The sequence below is a fragment of the Listeria rocourtiae subsp. hofi genome (genome assembly GCF_963575615.1).
In the GTDB taxonomy this organism is placed as follows: Bacteria; Bacillota; Bacilli; order Lactobacillales; family Listeriaceae; genus Listeria_A; species Listeria_A hofi.
Genome location: NZ_CAUYTL010000046.1, coordinates 1 through 17,245, shown reverse-complemented (window position 1 = coordinate 17,245; position 17,245 = coordinate 1). Strand labels below are relative to the sequence as shown.

At 40.2% G+C, this 17,245-nt stretch carries 14 protein-coding genes; 8 read left to right on the top strand and 6 right to left on the bottom strand.

Translation table 11 applies throughout. The annotated features are described in order from the left end of the window. Nucleotides 1–129: 129 nt before the first annotated feature. Nucleotides 130–633 (top strand): hypothetical protein, encoded by a 504-nt coding sequence (locus R8925_RS14490; protein ID WP_430536502.1) that lies wholly within the window; start codon nucleotides 130–132, stop codon nucleotides 631–633. Between the two features lie 38 nt (nucleotides 634–671). Here R8925_RS14490 and R8925_RS14485 read toward each other — a convergent pair whose 3' ends face one another. The 4 genes from R8925_RS14485 to R8925_RS14470 form a co-directional block, all read right to left on the bottom strand. Next, complete coding sequence (locus R8925_RS14485; RefSeq protein WP_430536501.1) at nucleotides 672–1,427, bottom strand: sunset domain-containing protein; 756 nt, start codon at nucleotides 1,425–1,427, stop codon at nucleotides 672–674. Nucleotides 1,428–1,646: 219 nt separating this feature from the next. Then, nucleotides 1,647–3,197, bottom strand: a complete 1,551-nt coding sequence (locus R8925_RS14480) for an LPXTG cell wall anchor domain-containing protein (RefSeq protein WP_430536500.1) — start codon at nucleotides 3,195–3,197, stop codon at nucleotides 1,647–1,649. A 286-nt stretch (nucleotides 3,198–3,483) separates the two neighbouring features. Then, nucleotides 3,484–3,873 (bottom strand): hypothetical protein, encoded by a 390-nt coding sequence (locus tag R8925_RS14475; RefSeq protein ID WP_430536499.1) that lies wholly within the window; start codon nucleotides 3,871–3,873, stop codon nucleotides 3,484–3,486. Between the two features lie 27 nt (nucleotides 3,874–3,900). Next, nucleotides 3,901–5,073, bottom strand: coding sequence for a Tle-like phospholipase domain-containing protein (locus tag R8925_RS14470; protein WP_430536498.1), 1,173 nt, complete (start codon nucleotides 5,071–5,073; stop codon nucleotides 3,901–3,903). A gap of 134 nt (nucleotides 5,074–5,207) precedes the next feature. On the opposite strand from R8925_RS14470, the gene R8925_RS14465 reads away from it, so the two are divergent. From R8925_RS14465 to R8925_RS14450, 4 genes are all read left to right on the top strand, one after another. Beyond that, entirely contained in the window at nucleotides 5,208–5,549 is a 342-nt protein-coding gene (locus R8925_RS14465; RefSeq protein WP_430536497.1) for a DUF1433 domain-containing protein, read from the top strand. 145 nt (nucleotides 5,550–5,694) lie between these two features. Further along, on the top strand, nucleotides 5,695–7,386 hold the full coding sequence (locus tag R8925_RS14460) for an RNA-directed DNA polymerase (protein ID WP_430536496.1): 1,692 nt from the start codon (nucleotides 5,695–5,697) through the stop codon (nucleotides 7,384–7,386). Between the two features lie 209 nt (nucleotides 7,387–7,595). Beyond that, complete coding sequence (locus R8925_RS14455) at nucleotides 7,596–8,411, top strand: Cof-type HAD-IIB family hydrolase (protein ID WP_430536495.1); 816 nt, start codon at nucleotides 7,596–7,598, stop codon at nucleotides 8,409–8,411. A 49-nt stretch (nucleotides 8,412–8,460) separates the two neighbouring features. Next, complete coding sequence (locus R8925_RS14450) at nucleotides 8,461–8,718, top strand: hypothetical protein (RefSeq protein WP_430536494.1); 258 nt, start codon at nucleotides 8,461–8,463, stop codon at nucleotides 8,716–8,718. Nucleotides 8,719–8,782: 64 nt separating this feature from the next. Here the strand turns inward: R8925_RS14450 and R8925_RS14445 are convergent, their stop codons facing one another. Both R8925_RS14445 and R8925_RS14440 read right to left on the bottom strand, forming a co-directional pair. Then, nucleotides 8,783–9,676, bottom strand: a complete 894-nt coding sequence (locus R8925_RS14445; RefSeq protein WP_430536493.1) for a tyrosine-protein phosphatase — start codon at nucleotides 9,674–9,676, stop codon at nucleotides 8,783–8,785. A 207-nt stretch (nucleotides 9,677–9,883) separates the two neighbouring features. Further along, nucleotides 9,884–10,645, bottom strand: coding sequence for a MurR/RpiR family transcriptional regulator (locus R8925_RS14440; protein WP_430536492.1), 762 nt, complete (start codon nucleotides 10,643–10,645; stop codon nucleotides 9,884–9,886). Nucleotides 10,646–10,825: 180 nt separating this feature from the next. Between R8925_RS14440 and R8925_RS14435 the strand changes: the two genes are divergently transcribed. From R8925_RS14435 to R8925_RS14425, 3 genes are all read left to right on the top strand, one after another. Next, a complete protein-coding gene (locus R8925_RS14435; RefSeq protein WP_430536491.1) occupies nucleotides 10,826–12,829 on the top strand; it encodes a fructose-specific PTS transporter subunit EIIC in 2,004 nt (667 codons plus the stop codon). A 70-nt stretch (nucleotides 12,830–12,899) separates the two neighbouring features. Then, nucleotides 12,900–15,467 (top strand): glycoside hydrolase family 38 N-terminal domain-containing protein, encoded by a 2,568-nt coding sequence (locus R8925_RS14430; RefSeq protein ID WP_430536490.1) that lies wholly within the window; start codon nucleotides 12,900–12,902, stop codon nucleotides 15,465–15,467. Between the two features lie 2 nt (nucleotides 15,468–15,469). Continuing rightward, nucleotides 15,470–17,119, top strand: coding sequence for a sugar phosphorylase (locus R8925_RS14425; RefSeq protein WP_430536489.1), 1,650 nt, complete (start codon nucleotides 15,470–15,472; stop codon nucleotides 17,117–17,119). Nucleotides 17,120–17,245 lie beyond the last annotated feature (126 nt).

Genomic DNA, 17,245 nt, shown 5'->3' with positions numbered 1-17,245 from the left:
ATACGTATCCAAAATCTAAATGCAGATTTTGGATACGTATTTTTCTAGGTCAGAGAACCTTTTGTCTCAGACTCTTTAATTGCAAATTTTATTAGATTCTATATTATAATGAAGGATAGGAGGTGTCTCATGAACCAGATAGAAAATCATTTTCCATTTCGAGTTGATAAAAGCTTATTTCATGTCGTATCTTCTGAAGCAAACATTTTGAAAAAACTACAGCGCCAAGCATTTCATGAAAGTAACATATCGATTTTATTCACAACTAAAATTTGGAAATTAATAGATTTTCAAATTGAATTTCCCGAGCTTGCATGTGAAGAGTTGTCACTCCAAAAGAAATACATACTAGTGAAAAATGTACCATCTAATTACCCAAAGATGTTGCATTTGATGGAGATATACAAGAATTCAGGATTGGAAATATACATCTTTCTAACAGATCATTTGCAATATAGTTGGGTGGAAGAAGAGATGATGACTACAATTTTGATGCGGAAAAAAGTAAAATCTCAGCTTGTTATTAATTTGAGCAATGAAGATTTATTGCTCTTTTTCAACCAAAACGGGAGCAAGACGCATGCGGTTGGTGTTGATGAGCGCCGGCTCGCGAAACTAATCAGCTTTTACTAAGCAAAAAAACGCCAAATTCGAGCTTGGCGTTTTTTTAACTATCTTTCAGATGCTCTATAACCTGCAGCCTCAGCTTCTGCGGGTGTTTTAAACCATGCAACCACATTTTTGGTACGCTTGTAGTAAGCTCCACCAGGCATGTGGTAAATACCATTAACGCTCCCTTTAATTGTACCTTGGCCGCTTGAATCCACATATTGATTGCTACCGTCACTATTATTACTTGAAGGCGGAGAAGCTTGTGCTGCTTGTTTTTCCTGTTCTTGTTTATCTTTTAACGCTTGTTGCTGTTGTTTTTCTTTTGCTTTTTGCGCTTCTTCAGCTGCTTTTTCTTTCTCAGCTATTTGGGCTGCTTTTTTCTCTGCCTCTAATTTGGCTTGCTGTTCTTGTTGGATTTTTAAGTCTTTAGCTTTCTGATCAGCAAGAGCCTTATCTTTTACTAATTGTGCCTGTTCTTTTTTCAATTGTTCAGCTTGTGCTTTGGCTAGCTTGTCTTGCTCTTTTTTTAGTTCAGCTTTTTCCTTTTCTAGCTTTTTTTCAGATGCTCTTTGTTTCTCAGCTAATTTATCTTTTGCTACCTGTTCACTTTTCACCTCAGCTGTTGACTTTGTAGCTGTTTGAGTCGTCGGCATCATGCCAGCACTAACGAATGCCAAAATAAATGCCCCAGCAAGAATAATCAAGTTGAGCTTTGGTTTAAAAAGCTTTTTTCCACGAATGAAAATCCCTAAAATCAACATAACTAGTGCATAGAAAAAACCTAAAAATGCAATTAAAAATAAAAATGTTGCCATGAAAATATTTCGCTCCCTTTAAAATAAGTTTTTATTGTCCCCTATCTAAAGTATAGCCTATCGAAATATGAAAAAGATTATTTGATCGTGAATGTAGCGATTCCGTTCGTGAACGTCAAAAATAGGTCTTTTTTTAGTTATAAATATATCTATTTAAAGTAACAACCTAACTAAACATCAAAAAAGACGCAAAATCAGATTTTGCGCCTAGTTTTATTTTTATGAACGTTTTCTCAAGTAAAATAGTGCTGTTGCAGAAATTAGTAGACCGAAAGCAACAAATCCGTTTGTATTAGAATCTCCTGTTTTTGGTAACTCTTCTACTCTTGCAGGCACGATTTCAGTTCCAGCTGCTACTTGTTGTGGATCTGTTTGTTCGTTTGCTGGTGTTTTAGAAATAGTAGCTGATTTTACTTCTTGAACTTGTTTTGTTCCATAAGTGTAATGTGTAACGTCACTGACACCGCCATTATCGTCAACTGCGATCAGATAAGCAGTTTCACCTGGTTGTAGTGGGCGATCAAGAACAGCATGATAGCTACCAGAGTAGTCTACGCGTGTTTCAGCAAGAACTTCTTCACTTTCCTCTGTGATTACGAAAAGTGTTGTATCAGGCTCTGTACCACCGTAAATATCTGTATCTGTACTCATATCGAAGTTAACAGAAGGGGCAGAATAAAGCATGATACCCATAACTGAAATCACTTCATATTGGAAATCAAGTGTGGAAATGTTGCCACTAGCATCTTCGGCTACGATAACCGTACTATTGGCACCGATATTCGCTGTGTCTAAGTATTTTGCTCCATTTTGGAAATAAACTTTGACATAACCGGAATTATCCGTTGCATTCACAAGTTCTTCTGCTGTCCATTCTTCACCTGGCCACGCATAGAAAACATCATCTTGACTGATAAAAGGTTTCGTTGTGTCGACAACGGTGTAATTGACAGGAATCGTCTGCGTAGTTGAACCATTTGATGCTAAAATTTGCACGGATTGAGCACCAAGCTTATCTGTTGCTGGCTGTGATTTGAATGAAAGTTTTACGTTAGCAGCAGCTGTAACAAACATATCTGGTGTTGCTGATGAACCATTCAATTCCAGAGTAACATTGTTTTTTGCAGTAGCAAGTACTGTTGTATCTGGTTTTGGATCCACTTTATCTGGGTCTGTCTTTCCTGAATCAGGCTTCTCTGGATCAGGATTTACAGGCTTACTTGGATCTGGTTTCACTGGTTCTACAGGATTAGGATCTGGGGTAACCGGTGTCTCTGGTGTTGGATCAGGAGTTACTGGTGTTTCAGGATCCGGTTTCACGGGCTCTACAGGATCAGGATCTGGGGTAACCGGAGTTTCTGGTGTTGGATCAGGAGTAACCGGTGTTTCAGGGTCTGGATCAGGTGTTGCGTTTGGATCAGCAATCACGGCATAGCTTACCGTGATGTCTTTTGTCGAGCCATCCTTGTAAGTAACAGTAATCGTTGTTTCAAAAGTACCGACCGTATCATTCGTTGCCGCTACGCCATCCTTGTAAGTTAGGACTGGGCCGCGTGCTTGGTTGTAAATTTGTACAAAATCAGCCGGAATTATGTTATAACCTTGTATTACTGTAACATTTTGTTTTGCTGCGACGTCATTGAATTCCCAACCAGCTTTTTGTGATGAATCCTGCTCGGGCGCTGTTTCATCAGCGAATACAGGACTTATAGTTGAAAACGTTAGTCCAAATACTAGCGCAACGCTAACCGTTTTTTGTTTTAAGTACATGAGTGTCTCCCCTTTTTAATATGCTTAGTTTCTATTGTACAAGGTATCGATTTCTTTGGCTAGAGAAAAAATGTACATTTGACGGTAAAATTCATCGAGTTCACATTTTGTTCACATTTAATTTTAATTTAGGGGTATGTTTTTTTTGTGTGATTGGGAGGGGATAAATTGTTTTATATCAATGCGTTTGCAGTTTTTATCTTTGATGGAGAGCTGAGATATATGCTTGTTGACTTTAAATTAATGGATATATATCAAAAATTAGCAGTATTTTTTGTTTTATAGCTTATATGTGAAAATTGATTTTGCAGCTTTTTTGGAGTTCGCGGAAATCTTCTTCACGATCTGTGCAAAGCTTTCGAATCTCATTTTGTAATTGTGAGCTAATTGCGTCACCGGTTTTACTTTCGAATGAGATACCAAGCTGGCTTTGAATACGGGTAAGTTCACGACCCCAATCGTCAAACATTGTTTCCTTGCCATGAAGGATTTGAGCAGAATCTTCGGCTAAATGGTTTGCATCACGTAACATATCACGTTTCAAAGCCGCGAGTTGAAGTTGCCGTTCGAATTCCGTTTTTTGAGATTTTAAAGCGCTAGCCGTCGCATCCGCTCCTGCTAGAATCGCCTTAGCAATCTCTACTTCTATTTGCCTAATTTCATGAAATAAATCCATTGTTTGCCCCCGTTTTTCTATATTTTCTTACTTGAAAAAATTCACTGCGTTACCGGCCGCAATACCAACTAGACTGCCAATTGTACGGTCTAGATCGTGACCGAGATTGATATCTGTTTGCTGCATTGTGTGTCCCGCATTGCCGATTTCGTTTGCAAATTGTTGTAGATGATATTGACGTTCGAGTAATTTATTAAGTAAATCATGCAAAATTTCTTCATCGTGGAAGCGGTAGATACCTTCTGTTTTTTTGATAGCGAGGTCATACATTACATCATCCACGTCGTTTTCGTTTAGTAAATCATATTCGCCACCGTATGTAGCATCATTGAATTTACGCACCATTTTCTTGACGGCATCGCTTTCGGCTTTACGGAAGTCTTCAATGAGACGAACCATGCGATCAATATCTGTCGCCACATCTTTCATTCGATTCGCAAGCGCTTTAATTTCATCAGGGGAAATGGCAAGTTTTGTGGCGCCATTGCTACTAAACTGATTGCGAAAACCTTCTGTAAGGTGAGCGTTCAGTGGATCGCTAGCCGCGCCGTTTTTGGAATAATATTGTTGGTAAAACACGAAGGCATTGGGAGGGAGTAAACCTACAACGTCACCGCTATGCCGGAAATCTTTGATAAGATTAAAGTATGCGCCATCCTTTGCTTTTGCTTGTTCGTCGGGTGTTAATTTATTGAAGGAACGGGCTGCAGCGAAGGTTATCGCGGGTTTGGTATGCTTGACAGCTTCATATTGCGCGAGTGCACCGCCGAGACTGTGGCCTGTGAAACTGTAGTCTTTGGTTGTGTGTTTGGATAGAGTGGTGTTTACGAAATTATTGTATTCTTTGAATTGACTTTCTTGTTCAGGCAATTTGTGTTTTGGAAGGTCAGTTAAGTTTGTTGACCAATCTGCTTTATCTTCCGAGCCGCGGGATGTGAATATGATATTGGTGAATTCTTTGGTTTTTCCACTGCATACGTCTATGTATTCTTGGTATGGGACGACGGCAGCTGCTTGGAGTCCGCTTTTTTTGTCGATGGAGTTGATTGTTACCCATTTAGAACTATCTTCTAAAATCGTAACAGTTAGCTCTTTTTTTCTTGTGGGTGTCATTTGCTGTATGGGATTTATTTTTAATGTTAGATTTTTATACACATTATCTGATAGACTAAAATATTGTTCTTCTGTAATTTTTGCCAAAAGTATTTCCTCCAGTTCAATTTATGATATGATATATATGGGAAAAGGGTGATTATATGAAAACACGAACTAAGATAATATTAGCAAGTATTGGTGTTCTTTTACTATTTAGTATAGCAGGAGGTGTGTTATTTGTGAAACATGAAATACATAAACGGGAAGTAGTACAGGAAGAAGCGGATAATAAATTGATTGCTGAGGAGGAGCCTAGGATTGAAAAATATTTAAAATATAATTATGAAAATATTGATTCTGTAACGATTACGGGTGTAGATGTCAATCCCACGGGAATTCCGCATATTATGGGATATGTAAATGGTGATAAGAAACTAGCGTTTGATGCTGGGATTTATGGGGAGCACTTTGAAACAGCGTTAAATGTTGATGGTGAATCTTTTCCATATGCCAAAAGTTTAAACCACGATATGGTTCCTGTGTCAGAGATTGAAAAGCGTGAGCAGGAGAAACGAAAATGAGAATGTGTAATGTTATTTTTGGAATTTGTATAGAGTGCTGTTTTTTATGGATAATTAGTTAGTAACGAGAGGATGAGTTACTAAAGTAATGATTTTAGATTAGGAGTACTTACAGTATGTTTATTGTTATGCAGGGGGAAACAGTATGGCACAATATAGGAAATATTTCACGTTAGAAAATTTAGTCAAATACGGATACTTTGAAATAAAATCTAAATCTAATAATTTGAACCAAGATGATCCATATAGTCAATCCTCCGTAATATTTCAAGAAGTTTTTGATATGGAGATGTTGAGTCAGCAAAGTCGAGATATAATAAAATTATGCCCGAGTATACACACAGGGGGAAAGGCTAGTCCAACAGTACCAGTAGAGCTGTCCATTTATAAAAATGACGAGGAGAGAAGAATGTATAAGATGCCTAATATATATTCTTACATCAGACTGGGGCTACATATTGAAGAAAACAAAGAGATTTATCTCGAGATAATAAAGAATAGTTCACATTCACTTTCGAAGTATTTTTATGAAAAAACATTTGTATCTAATAAAATTGAAAAAGAAACAAATAGAATGGGTTATCGCTATATATTTAAAACAGATATTCAGCATTTTTATCCAAGCATCTATACCCATAGTCTACCATGGGTACTAGTCGGAAAAACAGAGGCTAAAAGAACAAGAACGGATAAAGGGAAGTATTATAATCAACTCGACACTTTGATACAAGATTGTCAATATGGTGAAACACATGGTATTCCAACAGGAACAATGGCTTCTCGTATAGTGGCTGAAATATTTATGTGTAAGATAGATAGCGAACTTTCTCAGTATGGCTATAAAAGGTATGTTGATGATTTTGAATTGCCATATAATGATTCAAAAGAACAAGTAGAATTCTATAATTGTCTACAGAAAATACTAGGTCAATATAATCTTGTTATAAAGAAAGAGAAAAATATAATTGATACCTATCCTTTTGAGGTGGACAATAGTTCAGAGTATTTTTTTTCATATTTTAGCAACCTTAAGGGGGATGAAAGTTCTCGACTTGTTAGGGCAAAGGTACATAGATACATAGAGCAGGCCCTGATATTTCAAAAAAAAGGGTTGAAAGGTGCTCCGAAATTAGTATTTAAAGGATTAGCAAGTGCTATAAACAAAGAGGAGATACCAGTCAATGTGATTAATCAACCAATATTGAGTAAATTGTTAAATATCGTCATTATGACACCTAGTACTGGGGCTTATATGATTGATTTTTTTAAGAACAAGAATATCGATATAAATGAAACAGAGATAAATAATAATTTGACAAAACACAAAAAATTAATTGTTAAGAATGTAAAGCGTTTCACTAATTTGAACTATAATCAAGAATTATTTTCTTTGCTAGGTATACTATATTACTATAAAACAGAAAATTTCTTAGAATCAGACTTATTGTTAGAGATAATTAAGTTAGAAGATGATTTTAGTGCGGTACTTGCAATGGAACTGTTTTATAATAACTACAGGGATGAAATCACGAGTTTATTTGTTTGCATTGATGAGAAGCTTGAACGAACTAAAACGTGGAATGAGGAGTATTGGCTTTTTAAGTATCAATTTTTTATTAAAATAGAAACGGATAATGAATTCAGGAAATATTGGAAAGATTATTTGTTTACACATAAAAATGAAGAAGACTTAGAAAGGGCTCAATTTTTCAATAAAAAGAATTTGAATAAGGTAGATAGTTATTTATTAAGAAATAAACAACAGCAAGGAAAGGATAGTGCCATTTTTCAATTTTTTGAGATTTTGTTGGATAAAGGTATAACGTTTTTAAAATAATCTTCTGAATGTATGAGCTGTAAGTGTATTTAACATCAGAGTCTAAGAGTCATGCCATTAATACTTACCATTTGAAATTTGAGTATATTTGTTATGTTATAGATATTTGTAGCATGTCGTGACAACTCACCAAAACTCCTTTATAATTCGAGTAGTAATGACGCCCACAAAAAGGCGTCCACAGACCAGTGTGGAAGGATGATTTTGTAATGGAAACAGTTGTAACGGATATGGACGGAACGCTACTGGCTAAGGGTGGCGCAGTGATTCAGCCGCTGAATAAAGAAGTATTGCTCGATTGGCAGAAACAAGGCAAAAAAGTGGTGCTTGCGACGGGGCGTCTTGATTTGGCGATTATGCCGTTTATTCATGAGCTTGGGATCACGATGCCGGTTATTTCTTGTAACGGCGCGCTTGTTCGTGATTTTGTGAAGAACGAGATTTTGATGAAAAGTGATATTTCGTACGATTTGTTGGCACAGGTGATTCAAGTTGCTCGCGATTTTGGTGTGGATTATCATGTGTACACGACGGAGCGTATTGTGGGGCCAACGGTGACTGGAAAAATTGCTGGGTTTGTGGAGGCGAATAAAACGCTTCCGGAAAATGAGCAGGTTCCGTTGACTGTGACGGATGATGTTGTCGGTGAAATCGTGCGTTCTGGTGCGTTTGCATTGAAGGTTTTGGTGCTTTCGGATGAGGCGGAAAAGCGTGCGGCGGTGCGCGAGGCGTTGTCGAAACTACCGCTTGCTGTGATGTCTTCTGGTGCGACGTTGGTGGATATTATGAATGTTGGCATAGATAAAGCGCATGGTTTGGCGTATCTAGATGAAACTGGCTGGCTTGATTTGGAGACGACGATTGCGTTTGGCGATAACGAGAATGATATCGGCATGATTGAGCTTGCGAACATGGGCGTAGCGATGGAGAACAGCATTCCAGAAACGCTGGCAATTGCGGATTATGTTGCGGGCCATCACGACACTGGTGGGCTCGGGCAGTTTTTACTTGATTTTGAGAAGTAACATGTTATGCTGAAATTGGAAGAAATTTTATCTAGGGAGCTGATTCAAAATGGAAGAGGAAGAACGCTTTGATCTAGGACACACAGTGAAGAAAGTTATCGTGATTGGTGTTGCGGCGGGACTGATTTTTATTGGCTTTATTGCTTTGATGACGCTAATCGGGATTGTTATCGCAATTCCACTACTGAAAAAAGCATATGGCATGATGACATCAGATAGCGGTGATTCGTGTTCACATGAGAAACACAAGATAAAATGCCCAATTTGTAAGGCTAAAGCGAAATTTTACGGCGAAAAAATCGAATAATAGTAAAAAAATGTGATTAGGAACCCGCGCTAGATTTGGCGAGCTCCTGATCACATTTTTCATTTTATTGTAGATACGTTTTCTTGAGCGTTTTGATATCTTGATTTGTTAAGCCGAGCCCTTGTTTGAGAAATGCATCCATGCTACCATATTTGGCGTTTATTTCATCGAATGCTGCATTTAAATACGATGCACGGACATCGAGAACTGCTTTCATACCAGCTAGAACTTTCGGATTATCGGTTTGTTTGGCAAGAGCGTCGAGCATTTTCTGATTTTCTGCCTCGCGATATTTATTGGAAAGTAGGTAGTCGGTCATAATCGTTTTTTGATCGACGCCAAGTGCTGCTAAGACGAGCGCAGTCCCAAAGCCAGTGCGATCTTTTCCTGCGGTACAATGCCAAAGTACGGAGCCATCTTTATTATCCAGCAGTTTTTGGAAAAATAATTTATAGCCATCGATGGACTGCTGATCGGTAACGAAACTTTTGTTGGCATCGATTAGGAATTGCTCGGGATTTTCCATTTTCGCAAGGCTTGTTATCATGTCTTGAGTGCTGGTCGATGCGCCGTTGTCCTTCATAATTGAATCGTGGGTATAAGAAACATTTTTGATAGTAGGGTCAGGTTTTGCTTTCACCTCAGAATTGGTACGGAAATCAATAATTTCAGCCAGACTATATGTAGAAGTCAGCTTTTTAATATCACTTTCGGAAAGAGTGGCGAGTTCGGCGGCGCGGATTAGTTTGTGCTGCTTGATTGTTTTGCCATCAGCCGTTTTATAACCACCAAGATCACGGACGTTCACGGCACCGTCTAACTTAATCTGACTGCCAGGCTTGAGTTGTGTTTGGGTTTCTTTTGCTGCGAGCGAATTCACATCACTTGGTCCACAACCTGCGAGTAATAAAGAGCTTCCAACAACGATAACACCAGTAATAGTAACGAATTTATTCAAATTTTTCCCCTCCTCATGAACCTTATTATAGCGAGTGAAATGATGATTTGTTTGGAGGTTCTGTAAAGAGGATGTAAAAATTGGCTCGCGAATTGTAAAATTGTGACGCGCATGCTTCAGGCATGATGGAGGTTTTGTATTTGAAGGAGGAATTGCTGATTAATTTGGTTCCAGTGCATTTGTATGGTTATACAATTGAAGGTTAAATCAGGATTTCCCACGCTCTAACATCTTCTTCAAGTATACTTCTAGCAAAATATCAGCTTGAATCATTAGACCAGAACGTGATGTAATATCATAACCAGCATAAGAAATCGTTGGGATATTACTGCTCAGATTCGTATCCATTAGCTGCGAAAGAGCGCTATCCCCATGATTTGTAATCGCGAACATGAAACAACCGCTGTACTCCAACTTTTGTGCAGCTTGAACGAGCGTTTTTGTATCGCCGCTCATCGAAACAAACAAAATAACATCATTCGGCTTAATAAAACTCGGCAAAAGATCAATAATATGCGATTCATACGCGTACATCGTCGGTTTTTGCACTTGAATGAGGCGTTTTCCAATATATTCGCCAATCATCTTCGTAAGCCCCACAGAAACAACAATAACGGTATTAGCATTCAGAATTTTCGTGGCGATATAATCTACTTTTGGTAAATTGATAGCATCGATAGTTTGCGTTAGTTGGGTCAAATAATCTTCTTTTAGACTCCCATTTGTGCGAGCCTTTTTTTGATTGCCGAAACTAGCCAAAATAAACTTGAGCTCTGAAAAACCTTGTAACCCAAGCTTATGACACATCCGGATAATCGTCGTGTTGGATGTGCTAAGTATTTCAGCTAGGTTTGTCAATGTCATATTTTTTACCTGCTCCATATGATTATCGATGTAATAAAAAACATATTTCTCTGAGTCACTCAAACTTGTAATATCCTCGACAAAACGTTCTGCTACTTTACCCATCAAAAAACCTCCCAGCTCTTTCATTCCTACTTTATCACGATTTGATAGAGAATAACAGCGGGCGCCGTACAAATATACGAAACCTGTATGAAAAGGCTTTCGGCGATATGCTATACTTCAATTACACTTTCGAAAGGTGCTGTGTAAGCGAATTCATGAAATAAGAAAAGAGGATTGACGATGAATTTAAAAGAGATGACAACCCAAAGTTTAGTTTTCTACGACATTGAAGCTACGTCAAAGGAAGCGGTAATCTCATTTTTAGTAGATAATTTAGAAAAAGAAGGCTATATATCAGATAAAGTTGCATTCGAAAAAGCTGTTTTAGAACGTGAGGGGCACTCAGCAACTGGAATGGAGCGTGGTTTGGCAATTCCGCACGGTAAATCAAGCGTTGTAAAAAAGGGTGTTTTTACCGTCGCAAAACTGAAAACACCTTTAGTAGCAAATGCTTGGGAGTCCGTTGACCCCACGAATCAAGTTTCATTAGTATTTTTGCTAGCTATTCCGGATGATGAAGCTGGCACAACACATTTGAAATTATTAGCAGAGCTTAGCGGACGCTTGATGAACGCATCTTATTTGGATGGGTTGCTTGCAGCGACAAGTAAAGAGGAACTTTTTGAAGCGCTTGATGATGTTGCAGTGACGCAAACGGTGACTGGCGATTCGGAGTATGCTGGCAAATCGGTGCTCGCAATCACGGCTTGTGCGACAGGAATCGCCCACACGTACATGGCAGCAGAAGCTCTGGAACAGGCGGGTAAAGAGCTTGGCATCGATGTTCGAGTTGAAAAACAAGGCGCGAACGGAATGGAAGACACGCACGATGCGGATGCAATAGCAAAAGCAGATGGAATCCTGTTTGCCGTCGATACAAAAGTGAAGGAAAAAGAACGCTTTGTTGGCAAAAACTATGTCGAAGTTAAAGTCGCTGATCCGCTGCGTCACGCGAAGGAAATCTTGATTCGCACGCTAGCAGATCCTGATGGAAAAGTCGCGGCAAGTGCTGAATCAGAAAATGCAGTTACGAATAAAACACAAAAAACTGGCTGGAAAAAAGTCGGTGCCGACATGACGGCTGCCATAATGACTGGTATTTCCTACATGATTCCACTCATCGTTGCGGCGGGCTTAATGCTTGGTATTGCAAAGCTAACATGGGTTTATGCACTCGGTCTTGATATCGGAATGATTGGTGACCCGACATATAATAGTGTCGGCGGTTTGCAAGAGTTTCTGCATTACCTCGACGGTTTTGGCAATATGCTCTTTAAGTTTATTTATCCAGTGTTCGGTATGTTCGTAGCTTATGCTATTGCTGATCGTGTTGGACTTATCGCTGGTTTTGCGGGCGGTTTGTTCGCAGGCGGATTGCATTACACTTTCTGGGGCATCGAAGGCGGGATTCCAAGTGGCTTCTTAGGCGCGCTAATCCTTGGTCTAACAGCTGGTTATGTCGCAAAATTCCTAAATCAACGCGTCAAATTATCGAAAAATCTAGCTGCGATGAAACCAATGCTAATCGTTCCTGGAATCAGTGTTTTAGTTATTTTTGTTCTGAATTTATATGTTGTCGATCCGGTTTTTGGACATCTAAACAAATGGATTGCGGATACGATTGCAAGTATGAGTACGTCAGGAACGCTCAGTTTGTCGGCAGTAATTGCTGCGGCTACTGCGTTTGACCTTGGTGGCCCAGTGAATAAAGCAGCTGGTGCGATTGCGATTGGTTTGTCAGCAGATCACATCTTCCCGTTGACACCGCGTGTGTTAGCGATCGTGATTCCGCCGCTAGGCATCGGTTTGGCGACTATTATTGATCGTTTCATTGTTGGCCGCCGCGTCTTTTCACAAGATTTGCGGTTACTTGGAAACACGTCCTTCTTACTCGGTTTTTTAGCGATTTCAGAAGGCGCGATTCCATTCATGCTCCGTAACCCACTCATCACGATTCCACTAAATATCATCGGTGCAATTGCAGGCGCATGTACAGGGGTTGCACTTGGTGCGGTACAATGGCTACCACTTCCAGCAATCTGGGGTTGGCCGCTCGTTGAAAATTTACCAGCCTATCTTGTCGGCATGCTAGTGGGTGTTGCAATCATCGCGTTTGGTAACATTTTCATCCGTTACGCACTTATTAAACGCAAAGAACGCAATGGCGAAAAAATTGATTATTAAATAGGGGCTGGTGGGGACTCAGAAATTTGGAGTCCCTATCCGCTTTTGATAGAGATGTGAGGTTTTTTAAATGATAAAAGAACAAAAAATAGTCCACGTGGTGCCACATGCGCATTGGGATCGTGAGTGGTATTTTACAATAGAAGATTCGAACGTGATGCTTATTGAAAATTTGCGTCATTTGATGGATGTTTTGGAGCGGGATGATGCGTATAAATCGTTCGTATTCGACGCGCAAATGTCGGTGATTGAGGATTTTCTTGCTATTTTGCCAGAGAAAAAGGCGAAATTGGAGCAACTTATTGTGCAAAAACGGCTTTTTGTAGGGCCTTGGTATACGCAGACGGATACGTTACTTGTGCACAAAGAGTCAATCATTCGCAATTTACTATATGGATCACGCGCGGCGAAGGCAATGGGACATAGTATGAAAATTGGTTATTTGCCTGATATTTTTGGACAGAATGCTTATTTGCCATCTATTTTTCGCTCTTTTGGGATGGAATATGCGATTTTACAGCGTGGATTGTACACGGAGGATGTAGCAACGGATTTGAATTTTCAATGGCGCGCTCCGGATGGGGTGATTGCGAAGGCGAATTACATGTATTTCGGATATGGACCGGGGAAATTTTTGGCGACAGATGCGGGTTATGTGTCAGGAACATTGACGCCGATTTTGGATACGTTGCGGGAGATGAATCAATCGACATCACAGCTATTACTTCCAGCGGGCGGGGATCAGGTATTGGTTCGTGAGCATTTTCCTGAGACTATCGAAGGGTTGAATGCGAAACAATCGGATTACCAGTTTGTGTTATCTGACTATGAGACATTTATGGAAGCGACGTGGGGAGATTCGCAATTTGAGACAGTGATTGAAGGAGAACTTTTGGCATCGCAAAAATCGCGAATTCATAATACGATTCGGTCACAGCGCGTGGATATTAAGCTTGCGAATAGCCGAATCGAGGATAAAATTTATCATCAGCTGGAACCGTTAGCGGTGATGGCGAATAAGTATGGTGCGCCGTATCCGAAACGCTGGTTGGATAAGATTTTTAAGTTGCTGTTTGATGTGCACGCGCATGATTCGATTGGTGGTTGTAATTCGGACGAGACGAATAGCGCGATAATACATCGTTTGGAGCAGGCTGAGCGTATTTGTGATAGCCTTATCAACGTTTTGAAAAAGCAAATGGCGCGCGGAGTAGGTGCAGAATTTGACCAAGGCGCTGTTCTCATTTTTCACTTGTTACCAAAAGCAATGACAAAGCAGGTTGAGACGGTGATTTTTACGAAAGAAAAAGCAGTATGTTTGGCGGATGTATTAGGGAATACTGTGCCACAAACGATTTTAGCGCAAGATTACATTTCTGGTGGAAAGAAGGTCGTGGTAACAGCAGCTGGCGAGCAGGAAGTCGAAATTCCGGGCTATTATCGTACAGTTGTCAGCGCTGCAATTGCGATGGAGCCATTTAGTTATCAAGTGTTGCAGATTGTCGTGGGTTCAGTGAATCAAGTAGCACCAGTTGATGAGGCCAAAATTACGAATGAGTATTATACGATTGAAGTTGTAGATGGGAAGCTACGATTAACGACAAAATTTGGTGAGCAATTGGAAAACTTCATGACGTTTGAAGATGTTGCTGATGACGGCGATTCATATGATTTCTCTCCATTGGCAGGGGATGTTGCAGAACTTGCTGGTGAAGCGAAATGTGTGCAGGTGCGCCAAGCAAATCTCGTTTCTGACATGACGGTTCGCCATACGTTAGCGCGCGGAGAAGGTACAGAAATCGAGACGACTTTTACGCTCAAAAAAGGTGAAGATACGCTTGGTATTAAACACCGCCTTACGAATAAAACGAAGAACCATCGCATTCGCGTCAGGTTCGAAGCGCCAGCTAGCGAGGAAAGCTACGCGGATCAAGCGTTCACTACTATCAGACGCGCGAACACTAATCCGCACTTTACGAATTGGCGTGAGAACCGTTTTGCCGAGGCACCAGTTCCGATTTATCCACTTGAAAATTTTGCTGTGAGTCTTAGCAGTAAGGGCGCGATTGGTGTTCTGACACAAGGTTTGAAAGAATATGAAGCGACTAGGGATTACCTAGCTCTCACGCTTTTCCGGAGTGTCGGATTGCTTGGCAAAGATAATATCGCTTGGCGTCCCGGCCGCGCCTCTGGGATTAACAATAAAGTTGTAGAAACACCAGATGCGCAAATGCTTGGCAACCTAGAATTCAGCTACGATTATCGCTTCACCAAAGAATTCACAAATGCCGACTGGTTTCAAGCTACTGAACGCGTGCGTGACCATCAGCTCAGTTATCACCTGCAAACGCTGAACAGTTTTGAAGAGCGAGTGGAACGTTTTGAATTGCCACAACCAACGAAAATGCATGATTTACCAACATCTGCGAGCCTACTAACGATGAATGACGCCGCATTTTTCAGCACCCTAAAACTAGCAGAAGACGGTGACGGTATTATTTTACGCGTTTTCAATCCAACAAATGAGTCGATCGACATCGAGTCTGGAATAGTAGTAAATATGGCAGAATTACCGATTGCAGATGTAGCAACGATTATGCCGCATAGCCATCTCACTCTAAAATATAAGGAGTTATAACAATGAACCGATTTGATTTAACGAAGCAAATAAACAATCATCTAGCGAGCCTTTTTGATGAACCAAAACGCAGTGATATCGCCAATCGTCTGGAAAAATTAATTGATGCGCAACAAGTCGTTCCACCAGCCGAGCCGCTCAATGAGAAAAATATTTACCTTATCACATATGGCGATAGCATCCAATCGGCGAACCAAAAACCGCTACAAGCCTTGCGCACCATGCTTGACGAAACTGTTTCTGATATTATTACGGACGTTCATTTACTTCCAATGTTTCCTTACACATCCGATGATGGTTTTTCCGTGACGGATTACTTGCAAATTAATCCTGAACTTGGAGATTGGTCAGACATTGATGATTTGGCGAAAAATTACCGACTCATGTACGATTTCGTTGCGAATCATATGTCCGAATCAAGTGACTGGTTCCAGCAATTTCTCCAAGGGAAACCGGGATTTGAGCAAGCCTTTGTAGAAAAAGAGCCTGATTTTGATGTTACAAAAGTTGTGCGTCCAAGAACGAGCCCGCTTTTCCACACATATGGTACATCAGAAAAACAAGTCTGGTCCACATTCAGCAAAGATCAAGTCGACGTCAATATTCAAGACCCAGATATGTTCATCCGATTAACCGAAACACTACTAACCTACATCACGCGGGGTGCTACATCGATTCGACTAGATGCCATCGGGTTCCTCTGGAAAGAATCTGGGACGACTTGCATTCATTTACCACAAACACATGCCGTGATTCAAATTTGGCGCTTGCTAACAGACTATTTTGCACCAAATACACAGATTATCACTGAAACGAATGTACCACATAAAGAAAATATCAGCTATTTCGGCGATGGTAAAAACGAAGCCCATCAAGTCTACCAATTCCCGTTGCCACCACTCACATTACACGCTTTCACAACACACGATGCGACCCATCTCACCAACTGGGCAAAAACGATTACACCGATGAGCGAAACAGCGACCTATTTCAATTTTTTAGCATCTCACGATGGCATCGGCATGCGCCCAACAGAAGGCATTTTAACCGATCTAGACCGCGAACAACTAGCTGAAAAAGTAGTCCAAAATGGCGGTCAGATTTCCTATAAAAACAATCCAGACGGTAGCCAATCCATCTACGAATTAAACATCAACTATAGCGATGCGCTACGGAATGCCAGCGAATCTGACGACCTAGCAGTACAAAAAATGCTCGCCGCTCATCATATCCTATTTTCTGTCATGGGCGTCCCAGCCGTGTATTATCATTCTTTATTCGGCTCACGAAACGACAAAGAAGCAGCCGAGAAGTCAGGAATCCCAAGACGAATTAACCGCGAAAAACTTGATTTGGGAACACTGCAAGACGAATTAGAAACCAACACATATCGCCGAGCCATTTTTTCAGGATTGAAGAAATTGGCGGAAGTTCGTAAGAGAGAATCAGCATTTAATCCATACCAGCAGCAAGAAGTGATTGCAAGTGAAGCTAACGTTTTTGCGCTTAAAAGAGGTGGTGTTTATTGTTACACGAATGTTAGCGATAGGGTGGTAATGATTGAAACAGCAGGTGCAGAGAACTTATTAACTGGTGAACGAGTGAATGGCAGTTTTGAGTTGCCAGCGTATGGATATGCTTGGATAAAATAGCAATAGCAAAAAGGAGTGTCTGAGACAAAGTATCCTGACCTAGAAAAATACGAGGATGGGACAAAAGTTGATCTACAAATCAACGGATGTTCCATCCTCTTTATATGTATATAGAAATAAGTACAC

What these genes read in the sequence shown, in the direction of transcription:
- R8925_RS14490 (WP_430536502.1), top strand. Translation starts at nt 130, where the DNA reads ATGAACCAGATAGAAAATCATTTTCCATTTCGAGTTGATAAAAGCTTA.
- R8925_RS14485 (WP_430536501.1), bottom strand. Translation starts at nt 1,427, where the DNA reads ATGGCAACATTTTTATTTTTAATTGCATTTTTAGGTTTTTTCTATGCA.
- R8925_RS14480 (WP_430536500.1), bottom strand. Translation starts at nt 3,197, where the DNA reads ATGTACTTAAAACAAAAAACGGTTAGCGTTGCGCTAGTATTTGGACTA.
- R8925_RS14475 (WP_430536499.1), bottom strand. Translation starts at nt 3,873, where the DNA reads ATGGATTTATTTCATGAAATTAGGCAAATAGAAGTAGAGATTGCTAAG.
- R8925_RS14460 (WP_430536496.1), top strand. Translation starts at nt 5,695, where the DNA reads ATGGCACAATATAGGAAATATTTCACGTTAGAAAATTTAGTCAAATAC.
- R8925_RS14455 (WP_430536495.1), top strand. Translation starts at nt 7,596, where the DNA reads ATGGAAACAGTTGTAACGGATATGGACGGAACGCTACTGGCTAAGGGT.
- R8925_RS14450 (WP_430536494.1), top strand. Translation starts at nt 8,461, where the DNA reads ATGGAAGAGGAAGAACGCTTTGATCTAGGACACACAGTGAAGAAAGTT.
- R8925_RS14440 (WP_430536492.1), bottom strand. Translation starts at nt 10,645, where the DNA reads ATGGGTAAAGTAGCAGAACGTTTTGTCGAGGATATTACAAGTTTGAGT.
- R8925_RS14435 (WP_430536491.1), top strand. Translation starts at nt 10,826, where the DNA reads ATGAATTTAAAAGAGATGACAACCCAAAGTTTAGTTTTCTACGACATT.
- R8925_RS14430 (WP_430536490.1), top strand. Translation starts at nt 12,900, where the DNA reads ATGATAAAAGAACAAAAAATAGTCCACGTGGTGCCACATGCGCATTGG.
- R8925_RS14425 (WP_430536489.1), top strand. Translation starts at nt 15,470, where the DNA reads ATGAACCGATTTGATTTAACGAAGCAAATAAACAATCATCTAGCGAGC.